This window comes from Citrobacter sp. CK206 (assembly GCF_030333125.1).
Lineage (GTDB): Bacteria > Pseudomonadota > Gammaproteobacteria > Enterobacterales > Enterobacteriaceae > Citrobacter_B > Citrobacter_B koseri.
On sequence record NZ_JAOWGM010000030.1, the window covers coordinates 247854 to 266571 of the forward strand.

Sequence of the window (18718 nt, forward strand, 5' to 3'; positions counted from 1 at the left end):
TCACGCGCAGACAAGATGAAAAATAGTACGGAGCCCCGGTTGAAATCGCCTTGTATCTCAGGGTTGTTAACGTTAATTGTTATGATATAACATATCCAATTAATGATTCGATCATGGAAGAGGTTAAGTATTGTGCAATTCGTCGCATCCAGTGATAACCCGGCGAGTGCTCTAAGCGTCAATATTGCGTCGCTACAGCGACCCGGAGGCGGAGAACTGCTTTGTGCAATTCGCTTTGAGGTTGAGGAAGGGAAATGCCTGGCCGTTATTGGGCCTAACGGCAGCGGTAAAACGTCTTTACTGAGGGCGATAAGTCAGGAACTCCCCCTTCAGAAGGGCGATATTCAGCTACTGGGCCGGTCTGTTTCGGCGCTGTCGCGGCAGCAGCGGGCAAAGCAGATCGCCGTTCTGGCGCAAAATGATACGCCCGATCTGAGGCTGGCTCTTGAGGATTATGTGGCGCTGGGGCGTATCCCGCACGCCCGGGATGCACCACGCGACAGGCATGATGCCATCGTGACGAATGCCATTAAAGAGACGGGATTACTGGCGTTGCGAAAGCGGTCGCTGTCCGCGCTTTCTGGCGGAGAAAGGCAGCGGGCGGCGCTGGCGCGGGTGTTAGCTCAGATGCCGAGCCTGGTGCTGCTTGATGAGCCAACCAACCATCTGGATCCCTCCGGTCGGGTGGAACTGCTTTCGTTGGTGAAAAACAAGGGGATAACGGTGGTGGCGGTATTGCACGATCTGTCGCTGATTGAATCTTTTGCTGACCGCGTTCTTCTTCTGTCACAGGGAAGAATGGTGCTCTGCGACACACCGGAGCGTGTGCTGGTGTCTGAAAACCTTTATCCCGTTTTTGGGGTGACCTGCTTTACCGTACCACACCCTGATACGGGGAAAGCGCTGCGTATTTTTGAAGTTCCTGGCTATGCATAATAACTATCTGAGGATTGTGATGAAAAAATTGCTTGCAGGCATGGTTGCTATTTTGTCGGTATCGGCAGTAGAGGCTGCGGATTTTCCTGTCACCATAGAGAGTTGTGGAACACCCGTGACGTTCACGGAACCGCCAAAGCGAGCGATTATTAATGACCTTAATATGTCTGAAATGGCGTTCGCTCTGAATTTACAGGATCGTATCGTCGGTCTGACCGGTATCAGCGGGTGGTACAAAATGACGCCGGAATTTAAAAAAGCAATGGGGTCGATCCCTGAACTGGCACCAAAATATCCCTCTCTGGAAACATTGCTGGCGGTTAATCCAGATTTCTTTTTCGCAGGCTGGAATTATGGCATGAAAGTAGGGGGTGAAGTGACGCCTTCTTCACTCAATAAATATGGCATCAAGACTTTTGTTCTGAGCGAAAGTTGCGTCTTTACTGCCGCGCATAAGCGTAAAGCCAGTATGGATCTACTTTATAATGACGTACTGACGCTGGGGAAGATTTTTGGTAAGCAAGATGACGCTCGGGCGCTGGTTAATCGCTGGAAAAAGACGCTGGAGGCGCTGCCCAAACCGCCGAAAGGAACCCGACCATTAAGCGTGTTTGTTTATGATTCGGGAGAGGATAAACCTTTTACCAGCGGGAAATACGCGATGCCTGACGCCATTATTGAAGCGGCTGGTGGTAAAAATGCGATGGAGGCGCTGGATATCAGTTGGGGCACAACTTCCTGGGAAAGTGTGGCTGCCACTGAGCCGGACTTTATCATTCTGCTGGATTATCAAACGGGAAGTGGGGCTGATGAGCTTCGTCACTTCCTGGAAAATCACCCGTTGATGAAACTCACGCCAGCGGTGAAACACCAACGTTATCTGAAGCTGCAATATGCTGAACTGACGCCAGGCCCTGCGAATGTCAAAGCAGTAGAAAAACTGGCTCGGGCCATGTATCAGACGGCTGCACAATGAGTTTTACTTCGTACCGTTACCACTGGGCGATGTGGAGCGCGGTGGTGGTACTGGCAGGATTAATGTTACTCAGTATTGCCAAAGGCGCTGTTTCGTTATCGCTGTTGCAGGTGCTGGGAGCGATGGGGATTGCAGATGTGCCGGTATCGGATATGGTCAGCAGAATTGTGATTGACTTACGCGTGCCGAGGACGCTCCTCTCTGTACTTACAGGGGCAGGGCTGGCGATAGTGGGCGCGTTGTTGCAGACCACCACACGTAATGATCTTGCCGATCCATTTTTATTTGGGCTGTCATCGGGCGCATCGGCGGGCGCGGTGCTGGTCATTACCCGATTCGGCAATCAGCTTGGCACGCTGACGCTCCCCGTATCGGCATTTGTTGGTGGGATCTGCTCCGCTATGGCGGTGATATTACTGTTCCACTTCAAAAAGCAACGCGGGGCTGAGCAGTTAATTATCAGTGGGCTTGCTATCTCCTTTCTGTTTGGCGCGTTAACCAGCTATTTCATTTTTTCTGGCGATCAACGTGCCGCCAGTTCCGTGCTGTTCTGGTCACTGGGCGGCCTGGGATTAGCCAGTTGGGGCAATCTGCCTTTCGCCTTACTGAGCCTGATGTTACTGAGCGCTTTTATTCTGCTGCGATGGCGTGCGCTGGATGGCATGCTGGCTGGTGAGCAGACGGCGTTATCGCTGGGGATTAACGTCAGCCGCCTGCGGATGGAAATTTTCCTGTGCTGCGCGCTGGCGACCTCTTTCTTAGTGGCACTGACAGGAGTGATCGGCTTTGTTGGGCTGATGGTGCCACATCTGTGTCGGTACTTTTCTGGCGTTAAACATCTGCTTTTACTGCCTCTTTGTGGTGTCTGGGGGCTGTGCTGTTGTGCGGCGGCGATATTGTCAGCCGAACGTTGCTGACTTCGCAGGAACTGCCTGTCGGCATTATTACGGCGGGTATTGGCGGTTTGTTTATTATTGTATTGCTCGCCAGAACGTCGTCAATATGACGGCCAGAAACGGTAAGCGGCTGGAACGTATACCTGATTGTGGTTGTTCGGAGTACAGAAAAGCAAAAAGCCCGCTAAAAAGCGGGCTTTTCTAAATTTGGCTCCTCTGACTGGACTCGAACCAGTGACATACGGATTAACAGTCCGCCGTTCTACCGACTGAACTACAGAGGAATCGTGTGAACGGGGCGCATATTAACGACGCCCACGATCATTGTCAAAGGGTGAAATGCGATTGCGCGTTCGTTTGCTGACAAAATCAACAAAGCGATGATCTTTCATTCGGCCGCTATTTTGCGCCATTCTGGTGCAAACGTACCTCTTATGGGGCAGATCGGAAACTGTTGTTAACGTTAAAAACGTTGTCTTGTAATCACATTCTCTTATTTGACAGCAGGTTAGCATAAAAATCAGCGTCGGCCAGAAACTGGCAAGCCTTTTGCAAAATCCTTCATAACATGACAGCCAGTATCATGACTGGTATTCCTGACAGGAGGCAAAATGAACTTCAGACGACTGAAATACTTTGTGAAAATCGTCGACATCGGTAGCCTGACGCAGGCCGCGGAAGTATTACACATTGCGCAACCCGCACTCAGCCAGCAGGTCGCTACGCTGGAAGGGGAACTGGATCAGCAATTATTGATTCGGACAAAGCGCGGCGTGACGCCGACTGAAGCAGGAAAAATCCTGTATACCCATGCGCGAACGATTTTGCGTCAGTGTGAACAGGCACAGCTGGCGGTTAATAACGTCGGGCAAACGCTGAGGGGGCAGGTGTCTATTGGTCTGGCGCCGGGAACGGCTGCCTCGTCGGTGACGATGCCGCTGCTACAGGCCGTGCGGGCGGAATTGCCAGAGGTGTTGGTCTACCTGCATGAAAACAGCGGGGTGGTGCTGAATGATAAATTACTCAGCGGCCAACTTGATATGGCGGTTCTTTACGAGCGTTCTCCGGTGGCCGGTATTACCAGCCAGCCGCTGCTGAAAGAAGATCTTTTTCTGGTGGGAACCCGGGATTGCCCTGGGCCGAGCGTGGATTTAACGGCGGTTGCGGAGATGAATCTTTTCCTTCCTCGCGACTATAGCGCCGTTCGTTCGCGCGTGGATGAAGCCTTTTCCTTACGCCGATTGACCGCAAAAGTGATTGGCGAAATCGAATCCATCGCGACATTAACAGCGGCTATTGCCAGTGGGATGGGGGTGACGGTGTTACCGGAGTCGGCAGCCCGATCGTTAAGCGGCGCGGCAAATGGCTGGATGGCGCGTATCACCACGCCGTCGATGAGTTTACCGCTGTCGCTGAATATGTCGGCGAGGGGGGGTCTGACGCCGCAGGCACAGGCAGTGAAAGAGATCCTGATGTCGCTGGTGAGCCGCCCTATGCTGGAAAACCGTGAGCTTCTGCTGGTGAGCTAAGCGTTATTCCATCGCGGTATAAGATGCAGGTTTTTATTATTTGTTATGCCGGGCTTCAGACTTTAACAATAGCGTCATGTCTGATGTCTTCGGAGCGAAGCGTGAATTTCCAGCAACTTAAAATCATCCGCGAGGCGGCCCGTCAGGATTACAACCTGACTGAAGTCGCCAATATGCTTTATACCTCTCAGTCAGGAGTGAGTCGGCATATTCGCGAGCTTGAAGATGAGCTCGGTATTGAAATTTTTATCCGGCGCGGCAAGCGCCTGCTCGGGATGACAGAACCGGGTAAGGCGCTGCTGGTCATCGCCGAGCGCATTCTGAATGAGGCCAGCAATGTTCGCAGACTGGCCGACCTGTTCACCAATGATACATCTGGCGTACTGACCATTGCCACGACGCACACCCAGGCGCGATATAGCTTGCCGGAAGTGATCAAAGCCTTTCGCGAGATTTTCCCGGAAGTTCGACTGGAGCTTATTCAGGGCACGCCGCAGGAGATAGAGGGGCTGTTGCAAAACGGTGGCGCGGATATTGGCATTGCCAGTGAGCGTCTGAGTAATGATCCGTTGCTGGTGGCCTTTCCCTGGTTTCGCTGGCACCACAGTTTATTAGTACCTCGCGATCATCCCCTGGTGCAGACCTCGCCACTGACGCTGGAAGCGATCGCGCACTGGCCGCTAATCACTTATCGTCAGGGCATTACAGGGCGCTCCCGTATTGATGAAGCCTTCTCCCGCAAAGGGTTGTTGCCGGATATTGTTCTGAGCGCTCAGGACTCTGATGTGATCAAAACGTACGTTGCTCTGGGGCTGGGGATTGGATTGGTCGCCGAGCAATCCAGCGGCGAGCAGGAAGAGGGGGCGCTGACGCGTCTTGATACCCGACATTTATTTGATGCCAATACCGTCTGGCTGGGGCTGAAACGCGGACAGTTACAGCGCAACTACGTCTGGCGGTTTATTGAGTTGTGTAATGCGGGGCTGTCTGTCGAAGATATTAAGCGCCAGGTGATGGAGTCGGATGAGGCGGTCATTGATTATCAGATATAAAGCAAAAAGCCCGCTAAAAAGCGGGCTTTTCTAAATTTGGCTCCTCTGACTGGACTCGAACCAGTGACATACGGATTAACAGTCCGCCGTTCTACCGACTGAACTACAGAGGAATCGTGTGAACGAGGCGAATAATACTGACCGCTCTGTAACGTGTCAACAGTAAAATTCGCACGTCATTTCAATTGGTTAATTAATCTTCAAAACCACGATTTAATGGACGTGTGATGTCGGTATATTGTCCTCTTCTGGGTTATCACGCAGTCGCAGTAAGGGGTCCTGGCGATAAAACTGACAAAAACGTTGCCACAATGCAGGGAAACGCGGGGCGAACAGTTCCGGGGCGCTGAAGAAGTATTCTGACAGAACCGCAAAGCATTCAGCAGGGTCGGTTGCTGCGTAAGCATCAATGCTGGATGCGGTTTCACCCACAAGATCAATTTCATCCTGAATATTGTTCATGGCCGCGTGGAGATCGTGCTCCCAACTGGCCACTTCGCGCAGAGGAATCAACGGGATACCGCTGGCCCGGTCGCCATTGCGCATATCAAGTTTATGCGCTACTTCATGGATAATCAGATTGAAGCCGGACGCATCGAAGGAGTCCTGGATATCAAGCCAGTTCAGAATTATTGGGCCTTGCTGCCAGCTTTGCCCGGACTGGACAACGCGCTGGTTATGCACCAGACCAATATCATCTTCCCATTCATCATCCACAACAAAAGGCACAGGGTAGATCAGCACTTCATGGAAGCCATCGAGCCATTCGATGCCCAGCTCCAGCACCGGGAGACAAAAAAGCAGCGCAATACGCGCGCTTTTCAACGCATCCAGTTCAAATCCCTGAAGAGCGACCAACCTTTTTTGCTGTAAAAAACGCTCGGCCAGCGCAATTAATCTGGCTTGCTCTTGCGCGGTCAGGTTGACCAGAAGGGGAATTGCCAGGGCGTCATCCCACGGCAAGGCCGCATTCTGGTCTGTTTCGTGTACTTTCCAGGGCCACTTAATCATCGTTTTGCTCGCAAACTCGTCACTTGAACAAAATTGCAGGAACAGGGTCTGTTAAAATGCCAAATTACCTGGCATCATGGCAACCACCAGAACGGAGAGATGCCGGAGCGGCTGAACGGACCGGTCTCGAAAACCGGAGTAGGGGCAACTCTACCGGGGGTTCAAATCCCCCTCTCTCCGCCACTATTCAAGCACTTAGTTCACTCCCTTTCAACGACCCCCGTCACACTTGGTATAGTGTTGGTATATTCACCGGGTATGCTTCTCGCCATCATCCTCCTCCGATTTTTCCAGAACAGGACGAGTCAGCGTCGGGGAACACTTGCGCTTTGCGATCGGCAACAAACCTCTGGCTTTCCGTTTTATGACCGGAGAATAACGGCTTCTCTTTGCCGGGTTCGCCGCGAATTTAACCGGTGATTATATTTGGCAATATTGGTGAAGCACTGACAGGCAGTACAGAGAGAAATTGTAGAAGTTTTAAGATAGCAATATGCCATTGAGTGGATTTTTCTATTTTTCAGGTGAGGATTAATAGGTGTAATCCTGTTAAACGGCCTCAATCAAGATATGAAAAAATGTATATTTGACTCCGAAATAGCATTCTTTGACGCCGACAGCATCAACGAGTTTTTATCGAGTTCGTTTTTGATACCTTAAATATAGCAGCTTCCGGTCAGTCGAAGTTTCTATTAACAGTCGCACAAGTAAGAATCGCATATCGCTTCTGATTTTTGTGTGAACTCACTGTTTGCTCATTGATACTTAATTCACTCTGACAAGGAAATGGCAATGAAAAAGGTTCTTCTCTCTGCTGCAATCGCGACTGCATTTTTTGGCATGGCTGCGGCAAATGCTGCTGATACTAATGTCGGCGGCGGTCAGGTTAATTTCTTCGGTAAAGTTACCGACGTATCTTGTACTGTTTCCGTAAACGGCCAGGGCAGCGATGCTAATGTTTATCTGTCTCCGGTAACGTTAACGGAAGTTAAAGCTGCGGCTGCGGATACCTATCTGAAACCAAAATCTTTCACCATCGATGTTTCTAACTGCCAGGCGGCTGATGGTACGAAACAAGATGACGTGAGCAAACTGGGTGTGAACTGGACCGGCGGCAACCTGCTGGCGGGCGCTTCCGGCAAACAACAGGGCTACCTGGCCAATACGGAAGCGGCTGGCGCGAAGGATATCCAACTGGTTCTGTCTACCGATAACGACACCGCGCTGGCCAAGAAAATCATCCCGGGAGACACCGCTCAGCCGAAAGCGACTGGCGACGCAACTGCCGTTCAGGATGGCGCGCGTTTCACTTACTATGTTGGTTATGCCACCAGCACGCCTGACAGCGTGACAACCGGTGTGGTCAATAGCTATGCGACTTACGAAATTACCTACCAGTAATATCGGCTGAGAGATAAAACCGCCTCGCGCCGGGGCGGTATAAAACAATAATAAAGCGGCCGCTGCTGCCGCTTATTTTTTATTCAGAGGTCAGCATGAAGCTTATTGCCCTTTTTTTCTGTTTCATTTTTAGTTTTGCGGCTAATGCTAATAACATTATTGTTAATGGCACCCGCTTTATTTATCCAGGAAATGAAAAAGAAATAACGGTGCAGCTCTCTAATACCGCAGATCGTCCGGCACTGGCACAAGCCTGGCTGGATAACGGTAATGCCGATGCGACGCCGGATACGATTACTACACCATTTATTATTACACCACCTATTTCCCGCGTTGACGCTAAAAGCGGTCAGACTTTGCGTATTAAGCTCGGCAGCAATGCAGGGCTCGCTAAAGATAAAGAGACATTATGGTGGCTGAATCTTCTGGAAATTCCGCCGGTAGAGGCTAACCAGAAAAATGAAGGGCAGAATATCCTGCAACTGGCGATTCGTTCTCGCTTTAAGTTTATCTATCGTCCGAATGGATTAGGCAACCGTGATGCGGCGGCGGAAAAGTTGGTGCTTTCCGCCAACGGCAGCAGTCTGTCCGTCAACAATCCCACGCCTTTTTATATCACCGTAAGCCGTATCTCTCGTGACGGCGGCAAAGCGCTGAACAGCAAAACGGTGATGTTTGCCCCACAGTCCAGTCAGACTATCGTGCTTTCCTCGACAGTGAACAAAGGCGAGACCCTGACTGTTAACAACATTAATGACTATGGCGCAGATGTCGCAGTGAAAGTTGCCGTTAAATAAGGGAAACGATCATGAAGCAGAGGTCAATCCGCCCGGAAAGATTAAGTACGGCAATTGCGATTGCACTGTACTGCTTTCCGCCATTTTCAAGCGGCCAGGAAAACCCAGGAACGGTTTATCAGTTTAACGATGGCTTTATTGTCGGCAGTCGCGAAAAGGTCGATCTGTCGCGCTTTTCCACGAGCGCTATCTCCGAGGGTGTTTACTCACTTGATGTGTATACCAATGGTGAGTGGAAAGGCCGCTACGACCTGAATATCACCCGTGGAAAAGACGGCAAAATGGGCGTCTGCTACACCAAAGCGATGCTGATGCAATACGGTATCTCGCCAGAAAAATTTAACCCACAGCTTAGCGCGAAAGAGGGCTATTGCGGACGACTGCAAGAGTGGCGTAACGAAGAAAATGTCAGCGACAACCTGATTCAGTCCTCTCTGAGGCTGGATATTTCCGTACCGCAAATCTACGAAGATCAGCGCTTTAAGAATTTTGTCAGCCCGGAGTTCTGGGATAAAGGCGTTGCGGCGCTGAATTTAGGCTGGATGGCTAACGCCTGGAACAGCCACACGTCATCGGCCAACGGGTCAGATAACAGCAGCGCCTATCTTGGCGTTAACGCGGGTCTTTCCTGGGACGGCTGGCTGCTCAAACACATTGGTAACCTGAACTGGCAACAGCAGCAGGGGAAGGCGCACTGGAACAGCAACCAGACCTACCTGCAACGTCCGATTCCGCAAATTAACTCGATTGTCAGCGGTGGGCAGATTTTTACCAACGGTGAGTTTTTCGACACCATCGGCCTGCGAGGGGTAAATCTGGCGACCGATGACAATATGTTCCCGGACGGTATGCGTTCCTACGCCCCGGAAATTCGCGGCGTGGCGCAAAGTAACGCGCTGGTGACGGTACGTCAGGGCAACAATATTATCTATCAGACCACCGTGCCTCCGGGGCCGTTTACGTTGCAGGATGTTTACCCCTCCGGCTATGGCAGCGACCTTGAGGTTTCAGTAAAAGAAGCCGATGGCTCGGTACAGGTGTTCAGCGTGCCTTATGCCTCGGTAGCGCAATTACTGCGTCCGGGGATGACCCGCTATGCGCTCTCTGCCGGTAAGGTTGATGATAGTTCGCTGCGTAATAAACCGATGCTCTACCAGGCAACCTGGCAACAGGGCTTAAATAACCTGTTCACCGGCTATGCTGGCGTGACCGGTTTTGATGACTATCAGGCATTCCTGCTGGGGACCGGGATGAACACCGGCGTCGGCGCCTTGTCATTCGATGTCACCCATTCGCGGTTGAAGAGCGATACCCTTGACGAGCATGGTCAGAGCTACCGCGCCACCTTTAACCGCATGTTCACCGAAACGCAGACCAGTATTGTCCTGGCGGCGTATCGTTACTCCACCAAAGGCTACTACAACCTGAACGACGCGCTGTACGCCGTCGATCAGGAAAAGAACCACAACAGCAACTACACCGTGTGGCGACAGAAAAACAGCATGACCTTTACCGTAAACCAGAACCTGCCGGACGGCTGGGGCGGTTTCTACTTAAGCGGTCGGGTTTCGGATTACTGGAACCGTTCAGGCACGGAGAAGCAGTATCAGCTCAGCTATAACAATATGTTCGGTCGTCTCTCATGGTCGGTCAGCGCCCAGCGTGTCTATACGCCGGACAGCTCCGGTCATCGTCGCGACGATCGCGTTTCGCTCAACTTTAGCTACCCGCTGTGGTTCGGCGAGAATCGCACCGCGAATCTGACGTCAAATACCTCGTTCAACAACTCGCACTTCGCCAGCTCGCAGATTGGCGTCAATGGCTCGCTGGACAGTGAAAACAACCTCAACTATGGCGTGTCGACCACCACCGCGACCGGAGGCCAGCACGATGTGGCGCTGAACGGCAGCTATCGTACCCCGTGGACCACGCTGAACGGCAGTTATAGCCAGGGCGAAGGGTATCGTCAGAGCGGGCTGGGCGCCAGCGGGACGCTGATTGCCCATCAGCACGGCGTGGTGTTCTCGCCGGAAAGCGGCACCACGATGGCGCTGATCGAAGCGAAAGATGCCGCAGGCGCCATGTTGCCAGGTTCGCCGGGGACCCGCATTGACAGCAACGGCTACGCCATTCTGCCGTATCTGCGGCCTTACCGGATTAACGCCGTGGAAATTGACCCGAAAGGCAGTAATGACGATATCGCTTTCGATCGTACCGTGGCGCAGGTTGTGCCGTGGGAGGGGAGCGTAGTCAAAGTTGCCTTCAATACCACGGTGCAAAACAACATCACGGTGCAGGCGCGCCAGGCGAATGGCCTGCCGTTGCCGTTCGCCGCCACGATCTTTGACCCGAGCGGAAAAGAGATCGGTGTTGTGGGGCAGGGCAGCATGATGTTTATCAGCGACGCCAGCGCGTCAAAAGCCACGGTTAAGTGGAATAGCGGGCAATGTACGGTGGATCTGAGTCAGGCAAAAACAAAGGAAACGCTATGTCGCTGAGTAAAAGACTGACGCTTTTTATTGGATTAATGGCGCTGGGGACAACGTCGGCATGGGCTTTCTGCTCGCGCCTTTCACAGCCGACGGTGACATTAGACATGGCCATCGGGCGAGTGGTTGTTCCGCCGGATCTGCCGGTGGGCTCAGTGATTGTGTCCCGTGACTGGACAATGTCGGCGTCGGGTGGCGCAAGCTATAGCTGTTCAGCCGGTACTAACCGTTTTGCGGCGAAAATTGTCGTGCCCGGAGCCACCGACCTGGGGAATAAAATTTATTCGACAAACGTAGACGGCATCGGCTTGCGTTTTAGCCGCGGTGGCGCAACGGTCAATATTGTCTACCCGGATGTCTACTCCTCCTATGTCAACAGGCAGACCAATTATTCACTGGAAGGCTCCCGCTTTACGCTGGAAGTGATTAAAACTGCGAACGTGACCGGCAGTGGCACCCTGGCGGCGGGGAAATATACCTCTTATGACTGGGAAAACGGCAGTAACCCGATCCTTGAAACGTTCCTCAGCGCCAATGCCATCACCGTCGTCTCGCCCTCCTGTACCGTGTTAAGCGGTAAGAATATGAACGTTGATATCGGTACGATTAAGCGCAGCGATCTGAATGGCGTTGGCACCACGGCGGGAGGTAAAGATTTTAATATCCAGTTGCAGTGCAGCGGCGGCGTAAGTGAATCCGGTTTCGCCAATATCCATACGACATTTTCCGGCAACCTGGCGACAAGCACCACTGCCGCTCAGGGCGTGCTCATCAACGAAAAAAGCGGAAACGCTGCGGCGAAAGGGATTGGCGTCCAGGTACTGAAAGATGGCACCCCGCTGGAATTTAGCAAGAAATATAATATCGGCACTTTGCAGACCCAGGAAACCCGTTACATTACATTGCCTTATCGTGCACGCTTCTATCAATACGCATCGACCACAAGTACCGGTGAGGTGGAGTCGCACATGATCTTTAACCTGACGTACGATTAATTCGGGAGGTGGGTATGCGTGATTCAGCACAGTATAAAAATATCAGACGACTCACTCAGTTGACCCTGATAAGCGGAATGCTTGTCGCCTCTTCAGCGTGGGGATTTGAAACCAATTACGATCGCGGACGGGTGGACTTCGCAGGGCGAGTAACGGATATCTCCTGTAGCGTGGCACTCAACGGGGGCAACAATGCGGGCAGCGGTAGCGTCTGGCTGGCTCCGGTAAGCCTCGCGGAAGTACATGCCCGTGGCGCGGGCGCATTTATGAAACCGCAATCCTTCACCCTGGAATTGTCGAACTGTCAGTTACGTCATGATGGTGGCGCTGCGAATAACGATGAGATCAGCACGGTAAGTGTGCGCTGGATTGATGGATTCACGGTCAATACCGTCGGCAACGAAAATGCCGGTTATCTGGCGAATACACGAGCGGATGGGGCCAGCCATATTTTTCTGGCGCTGTCGACCAACGACAATAATACGCTGGATAAAAGCAACAAAATTGTTCCGGCTGACCCGCAGCAAAACCGGGTGCCTTTGGTGGAAAAAGCGGTAAGCGGCGGTGTGTTTACTTATTACATCGGTTACGTTACGCCAGCGCCGGAGAAAGCGACCAGTGGCCCGTTGACCAGTTGGGCAACCTGGGAGTTAGTGTATAACTGATTTCTTGCGTGTGAAGGTTGGTTTTGATGCCGGAGTCTTCCGGCATTTTTTTCTCTTTTTTAAACCGTAATCTCTTCTTTGACCAGTTGTTCAATACTGACTTCTTTCCAGTAATGCCCCTGAATGGCAAACCACTCCATACCCTGCAACCATTTCTTATGCGCTTCGCTTTCGACGCCTTCAATAATCACATTATGCTGGTTACGGGAAAGGAAGGTGACCAGCGCATCCATCAATGGCCGACCAGACTCTTTTTGCATTAAATGCCAGAAGAAGTTTCTGTCGATTTTGACATAATCAAAATGATAGCCGCGAATCGCGTTAATTCCCGCGTAGCCAGCGCCAAAGTCATCGAGCCAGAGTGGGGTGCTGTGGGAATCACACCAGGCGGCGAGAGAGTTATTCAACAGTTCGTTAGAGTTTTCCGTGATTTCAAAGTGAACGCAGCCCAGTGCTTTGACTTTCGCTTTCACTTCTGGCCGTAGCAGGACGCTGAGTATATGGTCGTCAACGTTAATCGTGGCAGAAACATTGTTTTTTATAAACCACGCTTTATGTTTTTCTATTAACGCCAGTTGTTCCATAAAGATACTTTCCCGTAAGTCCGCATTGGCATAACGAAATAACTCTTCTGGAGAAACAGGGATATGGTCAAAGCGGCTCAGGCACTCAACGGCGACAAGCGCCCCGAGAGGTGAAAACATTTTTTGGAAGACATATCGAACGGATATATCGCTACGTGACAAATTATGATTGAAAAACATAAGTGCGTCCATTATATCTCGTCAGAAATCAGGTCAACGGTGAGAGGGGGTGGTATTAATATAAGTGATATTTTTGTCGGTGAAAATGATTGGCAGGGGGCTGGTTAACAATTAATTATCGGTTTTTGATTGGTCATCTGCACATTTAATATGTTTAGCATCGAAACATATTGACGATTCTTTTGTTCATCACTTGCGAGTTATTCATGCCTAACTTTCTCATAATACTCGCTCTGTGAGTGTGGGCTGTTTTATAGTCAATATTGAGAAGCTCTGCTATTTGTTTATTGTTATGGTTGGCAATCATTAGCGCCAGCACCTGCTGCTCCCTGGTAGTGAGTTTTCGCCGGGTGTATAAGCGCTGATATTCGCGGGCCGTTAAAGGATGTTTGAAGATGGCCGAGAGATCGGAGCAAGACGCGTTTTCCGTCAGAATCAATACATTTTCAAGATCGAGAAGTTCACGGCATAAGCTGGCGAGGTCGCTTTTTACAATCAGAACGAGCAGCGTGCAGTGCGTGAGATACATTCGTAATCTATTGAGCAAGGCGACCGTCCTGGCCGCAGAGATATCCTTATGAATGACATTGATAATAATCGTACCCGACTGAGGGGCACAGGTTCTCCCGGCGATCTCCTGATAGCCCAGCGTGGTAATATTTATCTCATTGTCCGCCATGTAATGCAGGATTGATTGCCCAATGAGATTATCATCAGTGTAAAATAATAAATTACTCAATGTTTTCCCGGTCTGTTAAACTAAAAAAATCTTATTTTTAATTTTATTGTCAATAATTAATTTGACGATAACATTCTCTATGTAATGTTTATAATCGTCACTTTTATGCTGAAACATACAAGAGATGCGGAAATCTGCTTCTTCATACGATTTTTCGCTATGGAGTTCTGTTACGCTGATGATTTTTAAGTTAGTCATTACGCTGCCATATTCACCAAAGCTCATCTCAACATTTTCTAACACATTATCTTTACGCATAAATTTAAGTTGAGATTGGGTGGATATGAAAGAACACCCGCCGTCAGAGACATCATTTAACGTATGTTTAAAAGTAACGCCATTTTTATAACGACCAGAACAACAGAATTGATAACTCTCTCTTGTCTTAAGTCGGGGGGACGATCGCCGTTGCAGTATGTTTATGCTCTCAGGAATGGCAAAGCGGAAAACGTTATCCGGGCTATTGTGCTCAGTATTTATCTGTGCGGTGGCAAACTCAATCCTGCCAAGTTTACTGTGGATCTGAAAACAGACATCGTCGTTTTCAGATAACGAAGGCTGAAAAGAGGGAGGGAGATCGATATAAAAAGATGAACTGTCAACTTTTCGTAAATCTGATTGCCAGCTCAGATCGTTAAAACTAAAATCCAGTTTAGACTTAACCCTGAATTCTTCTCTCAGGATAGCAATAATTTCATATCTGGATTTTTTCGAAACTCCTTCTGACATACCATCTCTCTAAAATACAATGTCCTTTCAGATTATTATCCCATGTTGCGATCGCCTGTTTATTAAAAATAAAAGGATGCGGCCTATTGTTGAATTTTCAAAAATAGTTCAATGCTATTGATTGCGTATTGACATTCGGTGAATTTGCCCGGCATGTGCCGGGCAAGGAGGGCGGTTTAGAACAGAACTGAGTAGTTCAGACCAAAGGTGCGGCCGCGTCCTTTGTAGTCATACAGGGAAGCGGGGCCGTAACCAGGGCTGTAGTACAGCGGTGCGCGCTGCCCCCAGACGGTGGTGTAGTCACGGTCGAAGAGGTTCTCAACGCTGAAGCTGAGTTTACCCACCGGAAGCTGATAGCTGCCGAGTAAATCGACGGTGGTATAGCCATCAATGCTGTAGCCTTCTGCATCGCTCACATCGAAGGAGGTGGTGCTCTGTACGCGCAGGCTCCACGGGTCCGGCGCCCAGCCAATGTAGGCTGTCGCTTTCGATGGACTTGCCACCTTCACGTCATATTTCTGCCAGCTACCGTTCACTTTCGACTCGGTTTTCAGCACGTTGAAGTTCGCACCGGTACTCCAGTCGGTATCTGGAATCAGGTAGTCCACCGCGCCTTCCACGCCGTAAATGCGACGTTTGTCGTCCACCACGCTGATGGTCAGATCTTTATTCGCCACCACGCTCTTATCGGAAATCGAGTAGTAGGCCGCGATTTGGGTGCGCAGGTTGTCGCCGGTAAAGCGCCAGCCCAGCTCATAAGAATCGACCTTCACGCCTTCCAGCTTGCTGTCGCCGACGTTCACGCTGTTGGTCAGAGGAAGGTGACCGTTCACCGCTGCGCCATAGGTGCCGCGACCGTAGTATTTACCCGGGTCCGGCAGCTCCACGCCCTGGGAGAAGTTGAGCCATGCCTGCTGGCGTTCGGTGATGTGCATCAGCAGACCGGCGTTGAACAGGAAGTTGTCGTAATCGACCGAGCCGCCTGGAATGGCGTCGGCGGATGTCGCCTTCCCGGCGGCAATCTGCTGTTGTTGCGCGTAGCCGATGAAATCATCAATCTTGTTCTCAGTGTACTGATAGCGTACGCCGCCGCTGAGGGTAAAGATATCATTGATGTCATAGCTTGATTGCAGGAAGGCCGCCAGGTTGGTGATGTCATACGACGGATAGCGCCCGGTGGTGTAAATCTTCTGGTTGTTCAGCCCCCCGGAAGCGCTTGCCTGGGCCAGATCGAAGAACATCTGGTTGGAGGTAAAGCGCTCGTGGTCGGCATCCAGCCCGTAGGTGATTTGCCAGCCGTCCAGCGGTTTGCTGTTCAGGGTCAGTTTCATGCCGTACTGGTCGGTGTCCTGCTGTGACGAGGAGAAAGCCGTCGCCTGTTTGTTCGCATTTACAGTCGGGAACGGGTAGAACAGCAGCGACTCATCGCGGTAGTAAACCTGGCCGACCAGCTCCTGACCAAAGAAATCGCTGTTGGAGTACTGTAGGCTGATCAGATGACGCTCGGTGCCGGGAATACGGTCGGAATTCAGCCCCTTACTGACGTATGGCGTGCTGGCCCCGCTAATGGCGGAGAAATCTTTCCCAAGATTCAGCCCGTAATCGTCGTCGCCCTGGCTTTTATAGTACTGCGTGATCAGCTGAAGCTGCTGGGTTTCATCGATGTTCAGCGTACCGGTGCCCATGATGTCCAGGCGATCGGAATACTGTAGGCCGGTCTGGGTGTTATCGAGCAGGGTGGCATCGCCGTTACCGTCAAACCAGCCGCCAAACTTCTGGTACGCCACTGAAACACGCCCGGAGATATGGTCATTGCCGCCGGAGATGGCGCTGGCAATGCGTTCATCGTGATCTTTACTGCTGTTAAAGCCGCTTTTGGTGCCAGCCTCAAACTCCATCTGGGTTTCCGGCTGGCCTTTTTTGGTCACGATGTTGATCAGACCACCGGTACTGCCGCCGCCGTACAGGGCCGTTGCGCCGGAGATCACTTCAATATGGTCGATATTGAAAGGATCGATAGAGTCCAGCTGTCGGCTGTCGGTGCGTGAAGAGTTGAGACGCACGCCGTCAACCAGCACGACCAGCGGGCGGCCACGCACGTTCATACCGTAGTTGGTGCGGCTCTGGCTACTGACGTCAAGGCCAGGGATCAGCTGAGCCAGCGCGTCTTTCAGCTCTTTGCCGCCCTGAATCTGCTGTTCCAGTTCGGCGTTTTCGATAACCCAGGTGGTTTGCGCCATCTCCGCTACGGTGCGATTGCTGCGGTTGGCAGACACCACGAGCGTTTCATCATCGGTTTGTTGAGCGACTGCTGGCGCCATCATGGCGAGAAGCAGTGGGTTGAGAGCCCAAAGGGTATACTTTTTGCTTATCATCATTATTCCTTCACACGGGCGGAAAAAATCAGCCCAAAGATGCTGTGTAGCGAGTTAAAGAAGCAGCCTCCGGCTGCGGTTTTTCCCGGCTGCCGCTGCGCCATTGAATCAGGGCGGGCGGCATACTGAGATCGAATAAATCACGCCCCAGCGCGCGATTAAGAATACGGGCGGAGCGCCAGGCCATCAGGCTGAGCTGTGGTTCGGCAATGCCGTGGGTTTGCATACTGGCGTTGACCGCGAAGATGTTGTTCTCTTTCGGGCCGTTCCACTCCAGGGTGAAGTCGTCGCGTACTTTGAAATTGCACTCATCGCGCATGGCGATTCGCGACATCAGCGGTGAAAGTATCTGCGGCAGCGCGGGACGGTAGCCGGTGGCGAAAATCACCACGTCGCTTTCCAGAGTGTCATAGCCGTTATCCAGATGATGCTCCAGCAGCAGTTGCCAGCTCTGGCCTCGATTTTCCAGCCCGCTGACCGAGCGGCTTGGCAGCAGACGGGCGTTACGCGGTTGCCTCAGTACCTCGAAGCGGTGATACAACTCTCGATAGATGGTCAGTAGCGAGTCGGCCGTGATGCCGTCGGAGGTCATTTTCTGCTCGTCGAGCATCTTCTGGCGCGCGCTTTCATTCAGACCGACGAAGCCTGAAACGTACTCAGGCGTGAAGTATTCGTTGGCGAACGCCGCCTCATCCAGCGCGTTAAAGTTATTGCGGCGCGAGACCCAACTGATCTCTGCAACGTCGCCCCATTCTCCGCGCAGCGCATTGAGGAACAGGTCGGCGCCGCTTTGCCCGCCGCCAACCACGGTGACTCGCTTGCCGCCGAGGTCTGGCTGGCGCAGGCTCATTTCACTGGCGTGGAAGCAGGTTTGCGTCGCCGTTTTTACGCAAGGCGGCAGGTGCGGTTGCTTGCCAATGCCAAGGCAGATATTGCGGGCAACGCTTTCGCCCTGGCTGGTCTGCACCACAAACCGCTGGCGTCTCTCGTCGAAATCAATACTCTCAACGGTATGATTGAAATGCAGATTGTTCATCCCTTCGGCGGCCCAGCGCAGGTAATCGGAAAACTCATCGCGGGACACGGTACGCAGCTCGGTGGTCAGGAAGCGGTAGAATTTTTTGCGCTTCACCAGATAGTTAACAAAGCTGTACGGGCTTGTGGGAGCCACAGCGCTAACCAGATCTTTCAGGAACATGGTCTGCATATGGCAGTCCGGCACCAGCATGCCGGGATGCCAGGCAAAATGCGGGCGGCCGTCAAAGAAGCGGCTGCTTAATCCTTCGGCCTGATGAGATAGCGCCGCGATGCTCAGGTTGAACGGGCCGATGCCTACGCCAATAAAATCTACAGTGTTTGTCATG

15 protein-coding genes, 3 tRNA genes and 1 pseudogene are annotated in these 18718 nt (G+C 51.7%); 11 read left to right on the forward strand and 8 right to left on the reverse strand.

Features of this window, described 5'->3' with window-relative positions; translation table 11 throughout:
* The first annotated feature begins 102 nt into the window (after positions 1 to 102).
* The 3 genes and pseudogenes from OGX81_RS18420 (at position 103) to OGX81_RS18430 (ending at position 2918) form a co-directional block, all read left to right on the forward strand.
* The gene (locus OGX81_RS18420; protein ID WP_232103840.1) at positions 103 to 936 is read left to right on the forward strand and encodes an ABC transporter ATP-binding protein; all 834 of its coding nucleotides are present in this window, start codon (positions 103 to 105) and stop codon (positions 934 to 936) included.
* A 19-nt stretch (positions 937 to 955) separates the two neighbouring features.
* A complete protein-coding gene (locus tag OGX81_RS18425; protein ID WP_024130219.1) occupies positions 956 to 1912 on the forward strand; it encodes an ABC transporter substrate-binding protein in 957 nt (318 codons plus the stop codon).
* Positions 1909 to 2918, forward strand: a pseudogene (locus OGX81_RS18430) (FecCD family ABC transporter permease). Before OGX81_RS18425 ends, OGX81_RS18430 begins: the two are co-directional and overlap by 4 nt.
* Positions 2919 to 3016: 98 nt before the next feature.
* On the opposite strand, the gene OGX81_RS18435 reads toward OGX81_RS18430, so the two are convergent.
* A tRNA-Asn gene (locus OGX81_RS18435) sits at positions 3017 to 3092 on the reverse strand.
* Positions 3093 to 3419: 327 nt separating this feature from the next.
* Between OGX81_RS18435 and nac the strand changes: the two genes are divergently transcribed.
* Both nac and cbl read left to right on the forward strand, forming a co-directional pair.
* Positions 3420 to 4337 (forward strand): nitrogen assimilation transcriptional regulator NAC, encoded by a 918-nt coding sequence (gene nac / locus OGX81_RS18440; protein WP_104868511.1) that lies wholly within the window; start codon positions 3420 to 3422, stop codon positions 4335 to 4337.
* 101 nt (positions 4338 to 4438) lie between these two features.
* On the forward strand, positions 4439 to 5389 hold the full coding sequence (gene cbl, locus OGX81_RS18445; RefSeq protein WP_024130225.1) for an HTH-type transcriptional regulator Cbl: 951 nt from the start codon (positions 4439 to 4441) through the stop codon (positions 5387 to 5389).
* 37 nt (positions 5390 to 5426) lie between these two features.
* On the opposite strand, the gene OGX81_RS18450 is transcribed toward cbl, so the two are convergent.
* Both OGX81_RS18450 and mtfA read right to left on the reverse strand, forming a co-directional pair.
* Positions 5427 to 5502 (reverse strand) — tRNA-Asn (locus OGX81_RS18450).
* Between the two features lie 100 nt (positions 5503 to 5602).
* Complete coding sequence (gene mtfA / locus OGX81_RS18455) at positions 5603 to 6400, reverse strand: DgsA anti-repressor MtfA (RefSeq protein ID WP_012131863.1); 798 nt, start codon at positions 6398 to 6400, stop codon at positions 5603 to 5605.
* A gap of 93 nt (positions 6401 to 6493) precedes the next feature.
* On the opposite strand from mtfA, the gene OGX81_RS18460 reads away from it, so the two are divergent.
* The 6 genes from OGX81_RS18460 (at position 6494) to OGX81_RS18485 (ending at position 12747) form a co-directional block, all read left to right on the forward strand.
* Positions 6494 to 6583: transfer RNA gene (locus tag OGX81_RS18460), tRNA-Ser, on the forward strand.
* A gap of 609 nt (positions 6584 to 7192) precedes the next feature.
* Complete coding sequence (locus OGX81_RS18465) at positions 7193 to 7801, forward strand: fimbrial protein (protein WP_104868512.1); 609 nt, start codon at positions 7193 to 7195, stop codon at positions 7799 to 7801.
* Between the two features lie 95 nt (positions 7802 to 7896).
* Entirely contained in the window at positions 7897 to 8598 is a 702-nt protein-coding gene (locus OGX81_RS18470; protein WP_058669310.1) for a fimbrial biogenesis chaperone, read from the forward strand.
* Positions 8599 to 8609: 11 nt separating this feature from the next.
* Positions 8610 to 11096, forward strand: a complete 2487-nt coding sequence (locus OGX81_RS18475; RefSeq protein WP_104868513.1) for a fimbria/pilus outer membrane usher protein — start codon at positions 8610 to 8612, stop codon at positions 11094 to 11096.
* Entirely contained in the window at positions 11087 to 12082 is a 996-nt protein-coding gene (locus OGX81_RS18480; RefSeq protein ID WP_047462854.1) for a fimbrial protein, read from the forward strand. The genes OGX81_RS18475 and OGX81_RS18480 overlap by 10 nt, the downstream gene beginning before the upstream one ends.
* Positions 12083 to 12096: 14 nt before the next feature.
* Positions 12097 to 12747: a fimbrial protein gene (locus OGX81_RS18485; protein ID WP_104868514.1), complete on the forward strand. Its 651-nt coding sequence runs from the start codon at positions 12097 to 12099 to the stop codon at positions 12745 to 12747.
* A 59-nt stretch (positions 12748 to 12806) separates the two neighbouring features.
* On the opposite strand, the gene mrkJ is transcribed toward OGX81_RS18485, so the two are convergent.
* The 5 genes from mrkJ to iucD all read right to left on the reverse strand — a co-directional run bounded on the left by mrkJ (position 12807) and on the right by iucD (position 18717).
* On the reverse strand, positions 12807 to 13523 hold the full coding sequence (mrkJ, locus tag OGX81_RS18490) for a cyclic-di-GMP phosphodiesterase MrkJ (protein WP_058669307.1): 717 nt from the start codon (positions 13521 to 13523) through the stop codon (positions 12807 to 12809).
* A gap of 142 nt (positions 13524 to 13665) precedes the next feature.
* The gene (locus OGX81_RS18495; RefSeq protein ID WP_181397029.1) at positions 13666 to 14250 is read right to left on the reverse strand and encodes a helix-turn-helix domain-containing protein; all 585 of its coding nucleotides are present in this window, start codon (positions 14248 to 14250) and stop codon (positions 13666 to 13668) included.
* Between the two features lie 15 nt (positions 14251 to 14265).
* Positions 14266 to 14979, reverse strand: coding sequence for a flagellar brake protein (locus OGX81_RS18500; protein WP_104868515.1), 714 nt, complete (start codon positions 14977 to 14979; stop codon positions 14266 to 14268).
* Positions 14980 to 15155: 176 nt separating this feature from the next.
* The gene (gene iutA / locus OGX81_RS18505; protein WP_012131873.1) at positions 15156 to 17357 is read right to left on the reverse strand and encodes a ferric aerobactin receptor IutA; all 2202 of its coding nucleotides are present in this window, start codon (positions 17355 to 17357) and stop codon (positions 15156 to 15158) included.
* A gap of 25 nt (positions 17358 to 17382) precedes the next feature.
* Positions 17383 to 18717: an NADPH-dependent L-lysine N(6)-monooxygenase gene (iucD, locus tag OGX81_RS18510; protein WP_104868516.1), complete on the reverse strand. Its 1335-nt coding sequence runs from the start codon at positions 18715 to 18717 to the stop codon at positions 17383 to 17385.
* Position 18718: the final 1 nt, after the last annotated feature.